The following is a 14499-nucleotide window of genomic DNA, read 5'->3' on the forward strand; positions in this document are numbered from 1 at the left end:
TTAATCAAATGATTAAATTAAATGAATAAGATCACACGCATCCGGAATCTTGTATGGGCGGCGGTTGTACTGGGCGCGGGGACGAATATCCATGCGCAATCCACCCGGCTTACCCTGGACGAATGTTATGCGCTGGCCAGGTCCCATTACCCGCAGACCAGGAAGCTGGAACTGGTTGCCCGCAGCAGCGGCTATGCCCTTTCCAATGCGGCAAAGCTTTACCTTCCGCAGCTGTCCATCAGCGGACAGGCTTCTTACCAGTCCGAGACGATGGACTTTTCAGAAGTGCTGGGTGAAGGAGCGCCGCCCGGCATACACTTTCCCGAGATCAGCAAAGACCAGTACAAAGTACAGGCGGAAATCAGCCAGACGATTTACGACGGAGGCGAGATAAGCAACCGCCGCGCCTATATCCGCGCCGATCAGGCCATGCGGCAGCAACAGGTGGAGGTATCCCTGTACGCGGTCAAAGAGCGGGTGAACCAGGTTTATTTCTCCATCCTGCTGATGGAAGAGCAGCTCCGGCAGAATGAAATCCGGAAAGCCGATCTGCAAAGCGCTGCAGACAAGACCGCTGCTGCGCTTGACAACGGCGCCGCTTTTCGCAGCGATCTGAATGAGCTGAAGGCTGAGATCGTGAATGCTGATATGACCGGCACTACGCTCCGCACAGGCCGTTCTGCCTATCTGCGAATGCTGGGTATCCTGATCGGGCAGGCGCTGGGCGACAGCACCAGGCTGGTAAAGCCGGAACCTCCTGCTCCGGCCCGTGATATCCGCCGGCCCGAGCTCAAAGGGTTTGCGCTTCAGGATAACCTCTATGACGTAAGGGAAAAGCAGCTGGGCACCGCCTATCTGCCCCGCCTGAGCGCTTTTGTACAGGGTGCATACGGCCGGCCTACCCTGAATATCATTGACAACAACTGGGGTCCCTGGTATATCGCCGGCGCACGGCTCAGCTGGAACCTGAGCAGTCTCTATTCGCTGAAAAACAACAGGCGCTCGCTGGAAGTGGACCGGCAGAACCTGGCCGCCGACAAGGCTACCTTTCTGCTCAATACCGGTCTTTCGCTTGAGCAAGAGGAGGGCGATATCGATAAATACCGCGCGCTTGTCGCCGAAGACAGAAAAGCCATAGCGCTCCGGTCAGCCGTTACACAGTCGGCCCGAGCGCAGCTGGAAAACGGCGTGATCACCACCCATGAATATATCGCCCAGCTCAATGCCGAGCATATGGCCCGTCAGACGCTTATCCTGCATAACCTGCAGCTGTTGCAGGCCCAATACAAACTCAAACACATCACCGGTAACTGATCAATCATCCTGTCATGAAACAAACCTATTTACAAACGGGGTACGGTTTCCCTGCCATGCTGCTCCTGGCCTTCCTGCTGGCTTCCTGTAGTCACAAGAACGATTATGATGCATCGGGTAATTTTGAAGCCGACGAAGTGATCGTTTCCGCACAGCAAAACGGGGAGCTGCTGTCGTTCCCCATTCAGGAAGGAGACCGGTTGAAGGCCGGTGAAGCCGTGGGTCAGATCGACGTCACCCTCTCCCGGCTCGGAAAGGAACAGGTGGAAGCTTCCATTACAGCCCTGCGTCAGAAGACAAGCAATGCCGCCCCGCAGACAGAGCTGGTCCGCCGCCAGCTGGCGGTGCAGCAGGCCCGGCTGGAACAGCAGCAGCGGGAGCGGAGCCGGACGGCCAATCTGGTCAAGGCCGATGCCGCTACCCAAAAGCAGCTGGATGATATCGATGCCGCCATAGAGCAGCTGCAAAAGGAGATGAACGCCACCCGGCAGCAAATCCGGCTGGGAGAGTCCAACACCGCTACGCAGAACCGGGGCATCCTGAGCGAACGCTCTCCACTTGAAGTAACGGCCCGGCAGTACCAGGAGCAGATCGACCGGGGACAGATCATCAATCCCATCTCCGGCGTTGTGCTGACCAAGTATGCCCTCCGGGGCGAGGTAACGGCCATCGGGAAGCCGTTGTATAAAATTGCCGACACCGATACGCTGAGCCTCAAAGCCTATGTGACCGGCGACGCGCTTACACAGATCAAAACCGGTCAGCCCGTGACCGTCCGCATCGACCAGGGGAAAAAAGCCTATAAAAATTATAGCGGTATTATCACCTGGATATCTTCCAAGTCGGAATTTACACCCAAGACCATCCAGACAAAAAGCGAGCGGGCCAACCTGGTATACGCCATCAAGGTGCGGGTAAAAAACGACGGCTATCTCAAGATCGGGATGTATGGAGAAGTGCTTTGGCACCATCCGGAATAATCGTGACAAATGCGGGCCGGGCCCGAAAAACTGCATAGTATGGCATCATCGGTAATACTCGAAAACCTGGTCAAGACCTATAACGGAGGAGAGGTGCTGGCGGTAGATGACGTGTCTTTTGAAGTAAAGGATGGAGAGCTGTTCGGGCTGATCGGACCCGACGGGGCCGGCAAGACCTCCATCTTCCGCATCCTCACCACCCTGCTGCTGGCGGATAAGGGAACTGCCCGCGTAGCGGAATATGATGTGGTAAAGGACTACCGCGCTATCCGTAACTGCGTCGGCTATATGCCTGGCAGGTTTTCCCTTTATCAGGACCTTACCATCCAGGAGAACCTCGAATTCTTTGCCACCGTATTTGGCACCACTATACAGGCCAATTACGACCTCATCAAGGATATTTATGAGCAGATCAAGCCATTCGGCCATCGCCGGGCCGGTAAGCTTTCGGGAGGCATGAAGCAGAAGCTGGCCCTTTGCTGCGCCCTGATCCACAAACCCCGGGTGCTGCTGCTGGACGAACCCACTACGGGGGTGGATGTGGTTTCGCGGAAGGAGTTCTGGGATATGCTGAAAAGGCTGAAGCAGCAGGGGATCACCATATTGGTCTCCACACCGTATATGGATGAGGCCAACCGTTGCGAGCGGATCGCGCTGATCCAGAAAGGCCGCATCCTGTCGGTGGATACCCCGCAGCAGATCATTGATGCTTTTCCGAAGACGCTCTATGCGGTCCGCTCCGCCGATATCTACCGGCTGCTGCAGGATGTCCGGCAGATGGAGGAAGTGGAGAGCTGCTACACCTTCGGGGAGTTCCTGCATGTGACCTTCCGGGATGACCGGCCGGATGCTGCCGGCCGCCTGAAGGACTATGTGGCAAAAAAGGGTCATACCGATGTGGTGGCGGAAAAGACCGCTCCCGGCATAGAAGACAGTTTTATCCGGCTGACGAATGAACATCCGGAGATACAGGAAAAAGTATCTTAATCATTTTTAAAAGCCGACCATGGCAGAGCAAGCGATCATCTGTAAGGACCTGACCAAGCGCTTTGGCGATTTTTATGCGGTAAACAAGATCTCGTTTGAGGTGGATAAGGGGGAGATATTTGGTTTCCTCGGCGCCAACGGGGCAGGGAAGACAACGGCCATCCGGATGCTTTGCGGTCTTTCTTATCCCACATCCGGAGAAGCTACGGTAGCCGGCTTTAACGTATACCGGCAGCAGGAATCCATCAAGAGAAGCATCGGCTATATGAGCCAGAAGTTTTCTTTATATGAAAATCTTACCGTACTGGAGAACATCACTTTTTTCGGAGGTATCTACGGTGTGCCCCGCAGGGAAATAAAAGAAAGGAGCCGCAGCCTGGTGGAGACCCTCGGCCTGCAGCGGGAAGCGGGAAAGATGGTCGGGGAGCTGCCGCTGGGCTGGAAGCAGAAGCTGGCTTTCTCCGTGGCGATATTTCACCATCCCCGGATCGTTTTTCTCGATGAGCCGACCGGGGGCGTGGACCCCGTCACCCGCCGCCAGTTCTGGGACATGATCTACGAAGCGGCGGCTTCGGGTATCACCATCTTCGTGACCACCCACTACATGGATGAAGCCGAATACTGTAATCGTATATCCGTGATGGTGGATGGAAAGATGGCCGCGCTGGATACGCCGACCAACCTGAAAAAACAGTTTTCCGCGGCGGACATGGATGAGGTTTTCTACCAGCTGGCCCGAGGGGCAAAGCGTGCTGAGTAAAAGAACGGATATGAAATCGAGCTTGATCATATTTATCGCAGAGCGGGAGGTTAGTATGCGAGGTTTATCTCGTTCATAATAATAGTCATAGGGCTCGATGCACCTTCGGTGTCGTCCGACCGTTAAAAAAACGGATATTAACAGATGAAACAGCTACTCGTTTTTATCAGAAAGGAATTTTATCATGTCTTCCGGGACCGGCGGACGCTGCTGATCATGTTCGGCCTGCCGGTGGTAGACATCCTGCTGTTTGGTTTTGCGATGACGAGCGAGGTGAAAAATGCCCATATCATCATATCGGATAACGCGCGGGATGTACAGACGGAGCAGCTGATCAGCAAGATCAAGGCCTCTTCGTATTTTACCGTGGAGGAGTCTCCGCTTAACTATAAGGCCGTAGAAAGCGCTTTCAAAAAAAATGCGGTAAAATGTGCGCTGGTCTTTCCGGCAGGTTTCGGGAGCGACCTGCTGCACAAAGGAAAGGCCCAGGTGCAGATCATCACCGACGGTTCCGACCCCAATACGGCGAAGACCATCGTCAGCTACCTGACGGCAATCATCACCGCTTACCAGCAGGAGCTGTCGCCTGTCGCCGGTCTGCCCTACCGCATCATCCCCGAGACCCGGATGCTGTACAACGAGGAGCAAAACGGATCCCTGAATTTTATCCCCGGTGTGATGGCGCTTATCCTGATGATCGTTTGCACGGCCCTTACCTCGGTTTCCATCGTCAAGGAAAAAGAGCTGGGAACGATGGAGGTGCTGCTGGTATCTCCCTTTAAACCCGTGATGGTCCTGATATCCAAGGCGGTGCCTTACCTCGTGCTGTCCCTGGCCAACTTCACCCTGATCCTGCTGCTGGCGGTATTTGCCCTGCATGTGGAGATCAGGGGCAGCTTGCTGCTGCTGTTCTTTGAAAGCACGTTGTTTATCATCACCTGTCTTTCATTCGGGTTGCTGATATCCAATACCACGAGTTCCCAGCAGACCGCCCTGCTGTTGTCTATGATGGGCATGATGATCCCGACCCTGATCTTTACCGGTTTCATGTTTCCCCTGGAGAACATGCCCTGGATATTCCGGGTGATTTCCCATGTCGTACCCGCAAGGTGGTATTTTATCATTATCAAAGCGGTGATGCTGAAAGGACTGGGTTTTGCCTATGTATGGAAAGAAACGTTGGTGCTGGTAGGGATGACGGTGATATTGCTGGGAATTGCCTTAAAGAACTTTAAAATCCGGCTGCAATGAATGTGCTGCGCTTTCTGTTGCAAAAAGAATTCCGGCAGATCTTCCGGGACAGGACTATCCTGGTCATGATGTTTGCCGTGCCCATCATCCAGCTTATCGTCCTGCCGCTGGCCATGAACTTTGATGTCAAAAACGTCAACATTGCGCTGGTGGACCATGATCACAGCCCGCTTTCTCAAAAGCTGGTATCCAAGATCGGGGCCTCGGGTTATTTCAGGATCGTGGGGGCGGACCCGTCTTATCCGGAGGCGCTGCAGCGGATAGAAACAGGGGAGGCCGACCTGGTACTGGAGATACCCTCGGGCTTTGAGCGGAACCTGGTCCGGGAGGGCGCGCAGAAGATCGGTATTGCTGTGGATGCGATCAACGGTACCAAGGCATCCATCGGCGGCGGCTATTTGAATAAGCTTATCCAGGATTTTAATGCCGGTATGGAGCTGAATATTATCAGCAGAACGGTCGCTCCTCCTGCCGGGCAGATCGATATTACCTACAGCAACTGGTTCAATCCCCTGGCGGAATACAAATATTATATCGTGCCCGGTATCCTGGTGCTGCTGCTTACCCTGATCGGCGGCTTTATGGCGGCGCTGAACATCGTAAGAGAGAAGGAGGTGGGCACGATTGAGCAGATCAACGTCACCCCCATAAAAAAATGGGAGTTCATCCTGGGCAAGCTGATCCCTTTCTGGGTGATCGGGATGGTGGTGTTTACCCTCGGACTGCTGGTCTGCTGGGGAGTATACGGCATTTTTCCGGAGGGCAACATGGCTTTACTGTATCTCTTTGCCGCCGTTTATCTGGTGGCCCTGCTGGGCTTTGGCCTGCTGATCTCCACCTTTTGCGACAATCAGGTACAGTCTATGTTCATGGCTTTCTTCTTTATGATGATCTTTACGCTGATGAGCGGTCTGTTCACTTCGGTGGAGAGCATGCCCGGCTGGGCAAGGGTAATCGCCAACCTTACTCCGGTAACCCATTTTATAAAAGTGGTGCGGATGATCGTGCTGAAGGGGAGCGGCCTGGCGGACCTGGCTCCCGAGCTGGGGTATATCGCCGCTTTTGCCGTTGTGCTGAATGCCTGGGCGATCTGGAATTATAAGAAGACGTCCTAAGATCATCAGCCGGATTGGATTTCTGATCTCTGTTGGGAAAAGAGCGTCTAAAAATAAAAGTTGTTAATTTGCCAACTTTTAGGTATATTTGCAATGATAAAAGACTTCTTAATAAAAGAAAAAATGAACTATGGGGAAATACATTAAAATTAGAAAGCAGAATAATGCAGATTGTAGGCTTAAAAAAGCTTAACGATTTTTGGAAAAGGCATCGCGATGCCGGGAGTAGTATTTCAACCTGGAGGAAAATTACATCAGATGCAGAATGGCGCAACCGGAGCCATGTTTTAAGAGATTTTCCAAAAGCAAAAATATTGAAGTATAAAAGAGCCCGGTTTGAGATTTCTGGTAAAAGATATAGAATGGTCTGTGAAATAGATTATGCAGATCAGATTGTTGAAGTGCGTTGGATTGGTACGCATGATGCGTATAATAAAATAGATCCAACGGTCATATAAAAAATGAGGATGCCCATATGTTGAATAGCCATCATCAGTGGTTCTTAATCGAAACGGAGCGGGAGTACCGAAAGGCCATGCAGCGGTACGAGGAGGTGAAGTATGCCAAAAAAGGCACTAAAGATCATAAGGAAAAGCTCCTTCTGGCCAAATTGATATCTGAGTATGAAGAGAAGAAGTGGGAAGTGCCGGAAGTAGATCCTATCCAGCTGATTATAACCCGGATGGAGGAGTTCGGGTATAAGCCTGTCGATCTTGCCAGATTTTATGGAGATAAGGGAACGATCAGCAAGGTGTTAAGATACAAGCAGCCGCTTTCCCTCAATATGATCAGGATTTTTAGTAAGGAATTGCGTATTCCTGCTGATGAGCTGATTGAAGAATATGCATTGCATCCCTGATTTATTGTTGAAACATATGAGCCGGGGCCGAAAGTTCCGGCTTTTTTATTATCTGTCTCAGACAAAGCGGATGTTCAGCTGTTTTTCGTGCTTGCCTTTTCAAAAAGGCGCATCGCCATAAGGCCGTTTCCCACTGCACCGCCGGCGCGAAGGGCAGCGGCTATAAATACCGTTTCGGCAATCTCCTCGCGGGTAGCTCCTGCCTGAACCGCATTTTTAATATGCGCTTCGATGCAGTATGCGCACTGCGTCGTCAGTGCGACGGCCACGGACATCAGCTCCCGGTACTTTACAGGAATGACGCCATCGCTCCGTTCCGCCGTGTATTTGAGGTTGAGGAAGGCCGCCGCCTCTTTGGGGGCAGCATTGATCAGCTTGTCGGTGTATGCGCGGTCTTTCGGGGTTTGATATTCGGACATATGAGCAGATGAAGGATGAAAAGATGGATGCTATTGCAACAAATATACGATATAACTGGATCCGCTTCCTCCTGGCAATGGGGCATAGTATTTTATCTGCTCTTTTGATGCTTCGGCTAAAGAAAATTGGACCCCGTTTATGGTCAACACCTTTACTGTTATATCGCAGGTATATGTTTGCGTTTCCGTTGGTTGTTCATTCGGCTCGCACTGGTTGGCCTTCCTGTTTATAACGAGTTTTCCATTTGATTTGAATCTATAGCTGTCATCCTTTTCACAATCCGGAACGGCTTGGTACAGGATTTTTCCCGGCGGATTGGTGGACGGATTTTTATCGACTATCCCCTTCTTCCATACTTTGGCAGTCAATATATTGGGAGTGGAACGATCTTTATCTTTTTTACAGGCAAAGAAAGTGGATAAAAACAATGTGAAGATGAATAAAAATCGAATATTCATTTGTTTGAGTAAAAAAGAAGTGAAATAAAGCCTTCTTCAGGATCGGAATAAAGGCTTTTCGTTATTCAATATTATTATTTACTGTCTTTTCCCTGTGGCCGCAGCGATAATAAACCCCAGGATAGGACTTAATACTAAAGAAATAACCAAGGTCCACCAAAAGCCGAGATTTCTCTTTCGGCCATATCTCGCTACGATGATTACCAGAATGATCCAAAGTAGCAGGAAGAAGATGCTGGCCAATGGGGTGGGAGAGGATTGCATAGTTGACGGTTTAAGCGGGTTGTTCTATACCAATTTTCTTATTATGAAAATCTCATTTCAAAAATAAATGTATTGAATTGAAACTATATTTACAACTATTGTTTTTTATATAGGTGGGAAATGGTTTTTATTTTAGTGTTAACGTCACATCCTCTTTTTCAAAAGAATGATTAGTATAAGCTTTGCCTGAGAAACTTTAGTAGGGGAGACTATATAGGCTGGATTACCTGCGGTGATCCAAAGGAGGGAGCTTACAAATCTTTCGGCCCCGGCATTCGCCGGAGCCTTCTTTTTGTAGACTGGAGTAAAGCTAAAAAGTTCTTTTCCCTGTCCCCTATACTTGATTCGCAGTTGGATAAGTCAATAAAATGTCGTATTTTTGCACAATAGAATTGTCGTATGTTTGTATCATAAGTATCTAATAATCAGTGAAAAAGTCTTCCACATTAGAAAGCAAGATTCTTGCACGAATTTCCAGAAGTAAGTCTAATATATTTCTGCGGGAAGATTTTGTGGATTTGGGGGGGTACGATCAAGTGGGAAGGGTTTTGCTGCAACTGACCCGGAAGGGTATGCTGATTAAGATTGGCTATGGCCTCTATGCAAAGACCAAAGTATCCACATTAACTGGCGTTAGACTACCAGCGGCTCCCCTCCCTTCTTTAGCAAAAGATGCATTAAAACGACTTGGCGTTAAAGTAGGACCTACACGGGCAGAACTTGATTATCAGGCAGGGCGTTCTAACCAGGTGCCGACAGGAAGGCTGATTGGTGTCAAAAAACGTATCAGCCGCAAAATCGGTTTTAAGGAGGTCACTATTTATTATGAACTTGTTCCCCGATAAGGATCTTATCGAAGAAGTTGCATTACAAAAAGGAATTCAGTCCGCCTTTGTTGAAAAAGACTGGTATGTAACACAGGTTCTCAGAAAGATTATTGAATATCATTTTGAGGATTTTCAGATTGTTTTTACAGGGGGAACTGCGCTTTCCAAAGCACATAAGCTTATTCAACGTTTCTCAGAGGATATTGATTTCAGGGTTATAGTTCCTCCTAATCTGGCAACAGAAAGCAAAAGCAGACAGAGCCGTATTTTATCTGTCTTCAAAAATGAGGTGGTCGCTTATTTAAAAACCGAATTTCCGATTGACAAAGACAAGATTTTTGCAAGAAACGGCAATCAATTTTTTTCCATAGAGTTCTATTATCCTACTTTATTTACACGTTCTGATGTTTTACGCCCTCATCTTTTAATTGAATTTACAGTAGCTAATTCGTTATTACCAGTCGTTTCTTTGCCGGTATCTTCCTTCATTAATGAATTATCCGGCAATACACCCGAGATAGAAATAGTTGGCTGTACAGATCCGGTAGAAAGTGCAATTGATAAGCTGAGTGCCATTACATGGCGGATTGCGGAAAGAGAACGAGGTCAACAAAACGATGACCCGGACATTGTCAGACACATCCACGATTTGTCTATCCTAAGTGAACTTGCCATCAGACATGCTGAATTCAGGCGGTTAGCTATAGAAGTTATGACTAAAGACGAGGCCCGTGCTAAAAAAACAAAAGGACGATCCGTTAAAGAAAAATTTGAAATTGTGTTAAATATTCTTCATGAGGATAAGGAGTATCCAGAAGAGTATGATCGTTTTGTAAAAGGTATGTCTTATGCTCCCAATGCTTCAATAGCCTCTTTTCCGGAAGCCGTAGAAGCGCTTCAAAAATTAATTCATTACATCCTTCAATGATAAGATAATCATTTTTCATTAAAAATAACTAAAATTCATCTTTTTTGTAAAATAGAAATACAATTGTAACCTTTCCAAAAAAATGGCTACTTTTTCCCTTGCCCCTTGAGACGGACTATCATGCGCCTCATGCCCATATCAAGAGTTTTGAGAGAGGCAGATTCAATTTGTATTCCCTGTATTTAGTAAGCGCTTGTATGCGGACACTATATTTTCAGCAGTTTCATGCATTTCGTAACGTACTGCCAATGGACTGCGATTAAAAGTTCTCGCGCTTAATTTTGTAATTTCTTCAGCAACAAAATTTGTAATAATACTAATTTTTCGTAATTTATCTGCATTTGTAATACCGGATATGCTTCTATTGCCTGAACGAGTTGAAAAACTCTCCAGCACATATTTCTCAAATAGCTGAGGATTGACCTCAAACAATGGAGTACCTGCTTGTGGAAATATTGATATCTCTTTAATGGCCCCTGCCAGCGAAGAATGGATAAATCTTTTGATCTTTCGCCTTAGGCCTGCCAAAATGGTTACTTCTGCGCATTTCCTAAACTCTGCACTTGCTTTTACGATATGCTTAATAATAACTGTTTGCTGTATTTCTAATTTTAATATATGATCAGCAAAGGTTAGTCCTTTTATTAACAGAATTTCCTCTGTGGAGTTATGTAAGAGATAAGTTCTAAAAAGCTCCGGATTAGAGATATAAACTGGTAAGGTATTGTCATCCATATTCATAGTGCCGATTTTAAATGAGAAAAATTTATTCATTCCATCAAAATAAAGAATTCATCCGCTGACACTCCTGTATCCGCGCCGACCCGAATCCCAATCTCTCATTTTTTTTGTAGCGAGGGCTGGATTACCTGCGGTGATCCAAAGGAGGGAGCTTACAAATCTTTCGGCCCCCGGTCTGCTGCGCAGATCGGTTTTTTATTTTTCCGCCCCTGCCCGGACCAGTCCGGCAGTTGCTGCAAAATAAAAAACCCCGGCATTCGCCGGGGCCTTCTTTTTTGTAGCGAGGGCTGGATTCGAACCAACGACCTTCGGGTTATGAGCCCGACGAGCTACCTCTGCTCTACCTCGCAATGAGAGTGCAAAGATACTGAACTAATCGTGATCTTCCAAACAACAGCTGAAAAAAAACCGGTAACTTTGTGGTTCGTTTTAATGCCTAACCGCCGCCTGACATGCACAAAGCCGGGTTTGTTCATCTTTTCGGTTTGCCCAACGCGGGCAAAAGCACCCTGCTGAACGCGCTGGTAGGAGAGAAGCTGGCCATCGTATCCCCCAAGGTGCAGACCACGCGCCACCGGATACTCGGTATCCTGACTACCCCGGATTACCAGCTTGTCTTCTCCGACACGCCGGGCGTTGTGGAGCCGCGGTACCGCCTCCATGAGAAAATGATGGCGACCGTAAAGGGGGCCATGGAGGATGCGGATGTGGTGGTGCTCTTGCTGGATGCCGCTTTTGAGCCCGCGCCGCAGCGGGAGCTGCTGGACCGTGTGCCGAGGGATATTCCGGTGGTGTTGGCTGTCAACAAGACGGACCGCGCCGGGGAGGAAAAGCTGAAGGAGATCGGCGAACTTTTTAAGGATACCGCTGTGAGTGAGACGGTTGCCATCAGCGCGCTCAAACAGCAAAACCTGGACCGGCTGCTGGAAGCTATCCTCCGTCATATTCCCGAATCCCCGGCCTATTATCCGGAAGATACGCTGACGGACCGGCCGATGCGGTTTTTCGTCGCCGAGCTGATCCGCGAAAAGATATATCAGCTCTACCGCGAGGAGCTGCCTTATCATACCGCCGTGGTAGTCGGGCAGTTTGAGGAAAAAAATACCCTCACCAAGATCACGGCCGACATCGTGGTGCAGCGGGAAACCCAGAAAGGGATCATCCTCGGCGAGAAAGGAAAAATGCTCCGGGAGCTGGGGACGAGGGCCCGGCAGGATATCGAGCAGTTCATCGGCAGAAAAGTATTCCTGGAGCTGCACGTGAAGGTGCGCGGCAAATGGCGGGACAACGAGATCTTTTTAAAGGAATACGGGTACTGACGATTTGATGATTTGGTGATTCGATGATTTGATGATGAAGCAATGGCTGAGCTTTGGATAAAGACAAGCATCTTTAAGCATTGCAGCAGAATATTAACCGGGTAACAAGAACATGGGATATACAGTTGCTATTGTGGGCCGCCCGAATGTGGGCAAATCAACACTGTTCAACCGCCTGCTCGAACAGCGCAAGGCCATCGTGGACGATACCAGCGGGGTCACGCGGGACCGGCAGTACGGGGTAACGGACTGGAATGGGAAAGTCTTCAACGTGATCGACACCGGCGGCTTTGTGCCGGACTCAGACGATATCTTTGAGACCGAGATCCGGAAACAGGTGCGCATCGCGATGGACGAGGCGGATGCCCTGGTCTTTATGGCCGATGCGGCCACCGGGATCACCGATCTGGATACTTCCATGGCCGACCTGCTGCGGAGAACGGATAAGCCGGTGTTCCTCACCGTCAACAAGGTGGATAATAATGCCCGCCTGCTCGACGCCTCGGAGTTTTATGTGATGGGATTTGAAAATATCTTCTTTATCAGCAGCATCAGCGGCAGCGGTACCGGGGAGCTGCTCGATGCCATCGCCGCAGGTATTCCCGAAGAGGTCTCCGCCGAAGCTGTCGCAGAACAGCAGCTGCCACGCTTTGCCATCATCGGCCAGCCGAATGTGGGGAAATCTTCCCTGCTGAATGCGCTGACCGGGCAGGACCGGACTATCGTCAGCGATATCGCCGGCACCACGCGCGATACCATCCATACGCACTACAAGCTTTTCCAGAAAGAGTTTATCCTTATCGATACCGCCGGCATCCGGAAGAAAAACAAGGAAAAGGACGATCTTGAATTTTACTCCGTGATCCGCGCCATCAAGGCTATGGACGAGGCGGATGTCTGCCTCCTGCTACTCGACGCCGAAAAGGGGATCACCGCCCAGGACGTAAATATCTTTTCGCTCGCGTCCCGGAAGGGGAAGGGCATCGTGATCCTGGTCAACAAGTGGGATCTGGTGGAAAAAAGCACCTATACGGCGCGGGATTATGAAAAGGAGCTGCAGCAAAGGATAGCCCCCTTTACCGATGTGCCCGTCATCTTTATCTCGGCCAAGGAAAAAACACGTATACACAAGGCCGTGGAAACGGCGCTCGACGTATATGAGCACCGCAGCCGGCGTATTCCCACCTCGCGTCTGAACGAAGTAATGCTCAAAGCCATTGCCAGCTATAATCCTCCGGTGGTACGGGGGAACCTCATCCGGATCAAGTATGTGACGCAGCTGCCGACAAAAACGCCGGCCTTTGCCTTTTTCTGCAATTATCCCGACGAGGTGAAGCAGCCCTACCGTAATTATCTGGAAAACCAGCTTCGCGCCCAATTCGACTTTAAAGGGGTGCCGCTGAAAATATTTTTCAGGAAAAAATAAGCTTGCAGATCTAACGACCCGCTGCGGAAATCACCGCCGGAGCCGCGCCCGGAGCCGAGGTCAGCGTATTGCGACAGCTTCCCGGCCGGTCGGTATTGATCACCATATCCGGTCCCAGCTGCTGCAGCGTACGCCAGGCTTCCGGCGTATCCGGAGCGCCCCAGAAGCGAAACGGTTTGCCCAACCCGGCAGCGGCCATCACCAGCCTGCGGAGCGTGGCCCGGCCGCCTTCGGATAAACGGCCTTTCCCGTTCCAGTTTGAATACGTCTCGAAGTTATCGCTGATCATGACCACCTTGCGGAGATCGGCAGGGGCGTAGCGGTGTCCGGGCAATCCGTCGAAAAGGATCAGCGAAGGGTAGTTTCTAAAAGTGCTGTCCGGGGGGCGGTTACCGCTGATAAATACCTGCACGGCCATGGGATTATGGCTCCGGTCAAAGCAGCTGCGGTGCTGCTCCAGCCTGCGGATCAGCAGCGGCAGCACGTCCTGCCAGGACTCCTTGATATCGATCATCAGGTAGAACGTATATCCGTCGTCGTTACTTACCTTCCCCTGGTATTGTTCAAACAAACGGCTGACCGGCTGCAGGTACATCGTTTCCAGCGTATGGCCCGGTTTTATCCCGGAGGCCTGGTGAGCCACCATCAGCGAATCGCCCCGCAGGTATACGTCCGCTTCTATGGAAAAAGCCCTTTGTTCATAAGCGTCCCAGAAAGGCTGCGTATGATCGTAATCGTTATGAGAATGGATCTTTATCTTCCCGGGAGGCGCTTTCACAGGGCGCTGCTGGGCGATCGCGGAAAGCGATAAGGTCAGCAGGAGTGCGAAAAGAAAAATCCTTGGCATAAG

Annotated in this window: 16 protein-coding genes and 1 tRNA gene; 12 read left to right on the forward strand and 5 right to left on the reverse strand. The window is 50.0% G+C overall.

Annotation, left to right across the window (positions count from 1 at the left end; genetic code table 11):
• Window positions 1–21 precede the first annotated feature (21 nt).
• The 8 genes from ABD851_RS13715 to ABD851_RS13750 all read left to right on the forward strand — a co-directional run bounded on the left by ABD851_RS13715 (window position 22) and on the right by ABD851_RS13750 (window position 7266).
• Window positions 22–1314 carry a TolC family protein gene (locus tag ABD851_RS13715; RefSeq protein WP_344980226.1) on the forward strand — a complete coding sequence of 431 codons (1293 nt, stop codon included), beginning with the start codon at window positions 22–24 and terminating at the stop codon, window positions 1312–1314.
• A gap of 14 nt (window positions 1315–1328) precedes the next feature.
• On the forward strand, window positions 1329–2294 hold the full coding sequence (locus ABD851_RS13720) for an HlyD family secretion protein (RefSeq protein WP_344980228.1): 966 nt from the start codon (window positions 1329–1331) through the stop codon (window positions 2292–2294).
• 39 nt (window positions 2295–2333) lie between these two features.
• Window positions 2334–3281, forward strand: a complete 948-nt coding sequence (locus ABD851_RS13725; RefSeq protein WP_344980230.1) for an ABC transporter ATP-binding protein — start codon at window positions 2334–2336, stop codon at window positions 3279–3281.
• 19 nt (window positions 3282–3300) lie between these two features.
• Window positions 3301–4041 carry an ABC transporter ATP-binding protein gene (locus tag ABD851_RS13730; protein WP_344980232.1) on the forward strand — a complete coding sequence of 247 codons (741 nt, stop codon included), beginning with the start codon at window positions 3301–3303 and terminating at the stop codon, window positions 4039–4041.
• A 144-nt stretch (window positions 4042–4185) separates the two neighbouring features.
• Window positions 4186–5292, forward strand: a complete 1107-nt coding sequence (locus ABD851_RS13735) for an ABC transporter permease (protein ID WP_344980234.1) — start codon at window positions 4186–4188, stop codon at window positions 5290–5292.
• On the forward strand, window positions 5289–6407 hold the full coding sequence (locus ABD851_RS13740; RefSeq protein ID WP_344980236.1) for an ABC transporter permease: 1119 nt from the start codon (window positions 5289–5291) through the stop codon (window positions 6405–6407). Before ABD851_RS13735 ends, ABD851_RS13740 begins: the two co-directional genes overlap by 4 nt.
• Window positions 6408–6439: 32 nt before the next feature.
• On the forward strand, window positions 6440–6865 hold the full coding sequence (locus ABD851_RS13745) for a type II toxin-antitoxin system HigB family toxin (protein WP_344980238.1): 426 nt from the start codon (window positions 6440–6442) through the stop codon (window positions 6863–6865).
• Window positions 6866–6882: 17 nt separating this feature from the next.
• A complete protein-coding gene (locus ABD851_RS13750) occupies window positions 6883–7266 on the forward strand; it encodes a helix-turn-helix domain-containing protein (RefSeq protein WP_344980240.1) in 384 nt (127 codons plus the stop codon).
• Between the two features lie 74 nt (window positions 7267–7340).
• Here ABD851_RS13750 and ABD851_RS13755 read toward each other — a convergent pair whose 3' ends face one another.
• Window positions 7341–7685 carry a carboxymuconolactone decarboxylase family protein gene (locus ABD851_RS13755; protein WP_344980243.1) on the reverse strand — a complete coding sequence of 115 codons (345 nt, stop codon included), beginning with the start codon at window positions 7683–7685 and terminating at the stop codon, window positions 7341–7343.
• A 30-nt stretch (window positions 7686–7715) separates the two neighbouring features.
• On the reverse strand, window positions 7716–8144 hold the full coding sequence (locus ABD851_RS13760; RefSeq protein ID WP_344980245.1) for a hypothetical protein: 429 nt from the start codon (window positions 8142–8144) through the stop codon (window positions 7716–7718).
• A gap of 692 nt (window positions 8145–8836) precedes the next feature.
• Here ABD851_RS13760 and ABD851_RS13765 point away from each other — a divergent pair.
• The gene (locus ABD851_RS13765) at window positions 8837–9253 is read left to right on the forward strand and encodes a DUF6088 family protein (RefSeq protein ID WP_344980247.1); all 417 of its coding nucleotides are present in this window, start codon (window positions 8837–8839) and stop codon (window positions 9251–9253) included.
• Window positions 9234–10163: a nucleotidyl transferase AbiEii/AbiGii toxin family protein gene (locus ABD851_RS13770; RefSeq protein ID WP_344980249.1), complete on the forward strand. Its 930-nt coding sequence runs from the start codon at window positions 9234–9236 to the stop codon at window positions 10161–10163. The genes ABD851_RS13765 and ABD851_RS13770 overlap by 20 nt, the downstream gene beginning before the upstream one ends.
• A 162-nt stretch (window positions 10164–10325) precedes the next feature.
• Here ABD851_RS13770 and ABD851_RS13775 read toward each other — a convergent pair whose 3' ends face one another.
• Together ABD851_RS13775 and ABD851_RS13780 are read right to left on the reverse strand one after the other, a co-directional pair.
• Window positions 10326–10904: a hypothetical protein gene (locus ABD851_RS13775; RefSeq protein ID WP_344980251.1), complete on the reverse strand. Its 579-nt coding sequence runs from the start codon at window positions 10902–10904 to the stop codon at window positions 10326–10328.
• A 278-nt stretch (window positions 10905–11182) separates the two neighbouring features.
• A tRNA-Met gene (locus ABD851_RS13780) sits at window positions 11183–11254 on the reverse strand.
• Between the two features lie 102 nt (window positions 11255–11356).
• Between ABD851_RS13780 and era the strand changes: the two genes are divergently transcribed.
• Together era and der are read left to right on the forward strand one after the other, a co-directional pair.
• Complete coding sequence (era, locus tag ABD851_RS13785; protein WP_344980253.1) at window positions 11357–12223, forward strand: GTPase Era; 867 nt, start codon at window positions 11357–11359, stop codon at window positions 12221–12223.
• Between the two features lie 112 nt (window positions 12224–12335).
• Complete coding sequence (gene der, locus ABD851_RS13790) at window positions 12336–13649, forward strand: ribosome biogenesis GTPase Der (protein WP_344980255.1); 1314 nt, start codon at window positions 12336–12338, stop codon at window positions 13647–13649.
• Between the two features lie 10 nt (window positions 13650–13659).
• Here der and ABD851_RS13795 read toward each other — a convergent pair whose 3' ends face one another.
• A complete protein-coding gene (locus tag ABD851_RS13795; RefSeq protein WP_344980257.1) occupies window positions 13660–14496 on the reverse strand; it encodes a phosphatidylinositol-specific phospholipase C/glycerophosphodiester phosphodiesterase family protein in 837 nt (278 codons plus the stop codon).
• Window positions 14497–14499 lie beyond the last annotated feature (3 nt).

Origin of the sequence: Compostibacter hankyongensis (genome assembly GCF_039541075.1) — a bacterium.
Classification (GTDB): domain Bacteria; phylum Bacteroidota; class Bacteroidia; order Chitinophagales; family Chitinophagaceae; genus Compostibacter; species Compostibacter hankyongensis.

What these genes read in the sequence shown, in the direction of transcription:
- ABD851_RS13715 (WP_344980226.1), top strand. Translation starts at nt 22, where the DNA reads ATGAATAAGATCACACGCATCCGGAATCTTGTATGGGCGGCGGTTGTA.
- ABD851_RS13720 (WP_344980228.1), top strand. Translation starts at nt 1,329, where the DNA reads ATGAAACAAACCTATTTACAAACGGGGTACGGTTTCCCTGCCATGCTG.
- ABD851_RS13725 (WP_344980230.1), top strand. Translation starts at nt 2,334, where the DNA reads ATGGCATCATCGGTAATACTCGAAAACCTGGTCAAGACCTATAACGGA.
- ABD851_RS13730 (WP_344980232.1), top strand. Translation starts at nt 3,301, where the DNA reads ATGGCAGAGCAAGCGATCATCTGTAAGGACCTGACCAAGCGCTTTGGC.
- ABD851_RS13735 (WP_344980234.1), top strand. Translation starts at nt 4,186, where the DNA reads ATGAAACAGCTACTCGTTTTTATCAGAAAGGAATTTTATCATGTCTTC.
- ABD851_RS13740 (WP_344980236.1), top strand. Translation starts at nt 5,289, where the DNA reads ATGAATGTGCTGCGCTTTCTGTTGCAAAAAGAATTCCGGCAGATCTTC.
- ABD851_RS13750 (WP_344980240.1), top strand. Translation starts at nt 6,883, where the DNA reads ATGTTGAATAGCCATCATCAGTGGTTCTTAATCGAAACGGAGCGGGAG.
- ABD851_RS13755 (WP_344980243.1), bottom strand. Translation starts at nt 7,685, where the DNA reads ATGTCCGAATATCAAACCCCGAAAGACCGCGCATACACCGACAAGCTG.
- ABD851_RS13760 (WP_344980245.1), bottom strand. Translation starts at nt 8,144, where the DNA reads ATGAATATTCGATTTTTATTCATCTTCACATTGTTTTTATCCACTTTC.
- ABD851_RS13770 (WP_344980249.1), top strand. Translation starts at nt 9,234, where the DNA reads ATGAACTTGTTCCCCGATAAGGATCTTATCGAAGAAGTTGCATTACAA.
- ABD851_RS13775 (WP_344980251.1), bottom strand. Translation starts at nt 10,904, where the DNA reads ATGAATATGGATGACAATACCTTACCAGTTTATATCTCTAATCCGGAG.
- era (WP_344980253.1), top strand. Translation starts at nt 11,357, where the DNA reads ATGCACAAAGCCGGGTTTGTTCATCTTTTCGGTTTGCCCAACGCGGGC.
- der (WP_344980255.1), top strand. Translation starts at nt 12,336, where the DNA reads ATGGGATATACAGTTGCTATTGTGGGCCGCCCGAATGTGGGCAAATCA.
- ABD851_RS13795 (WP_344980257.1), bottom strand. Translation starts at nt 14,496, where the DNA reads ATGCCAAGGATTTTTCTTTTCGCACTCCTGCTGACCTTATCGCTTTCC.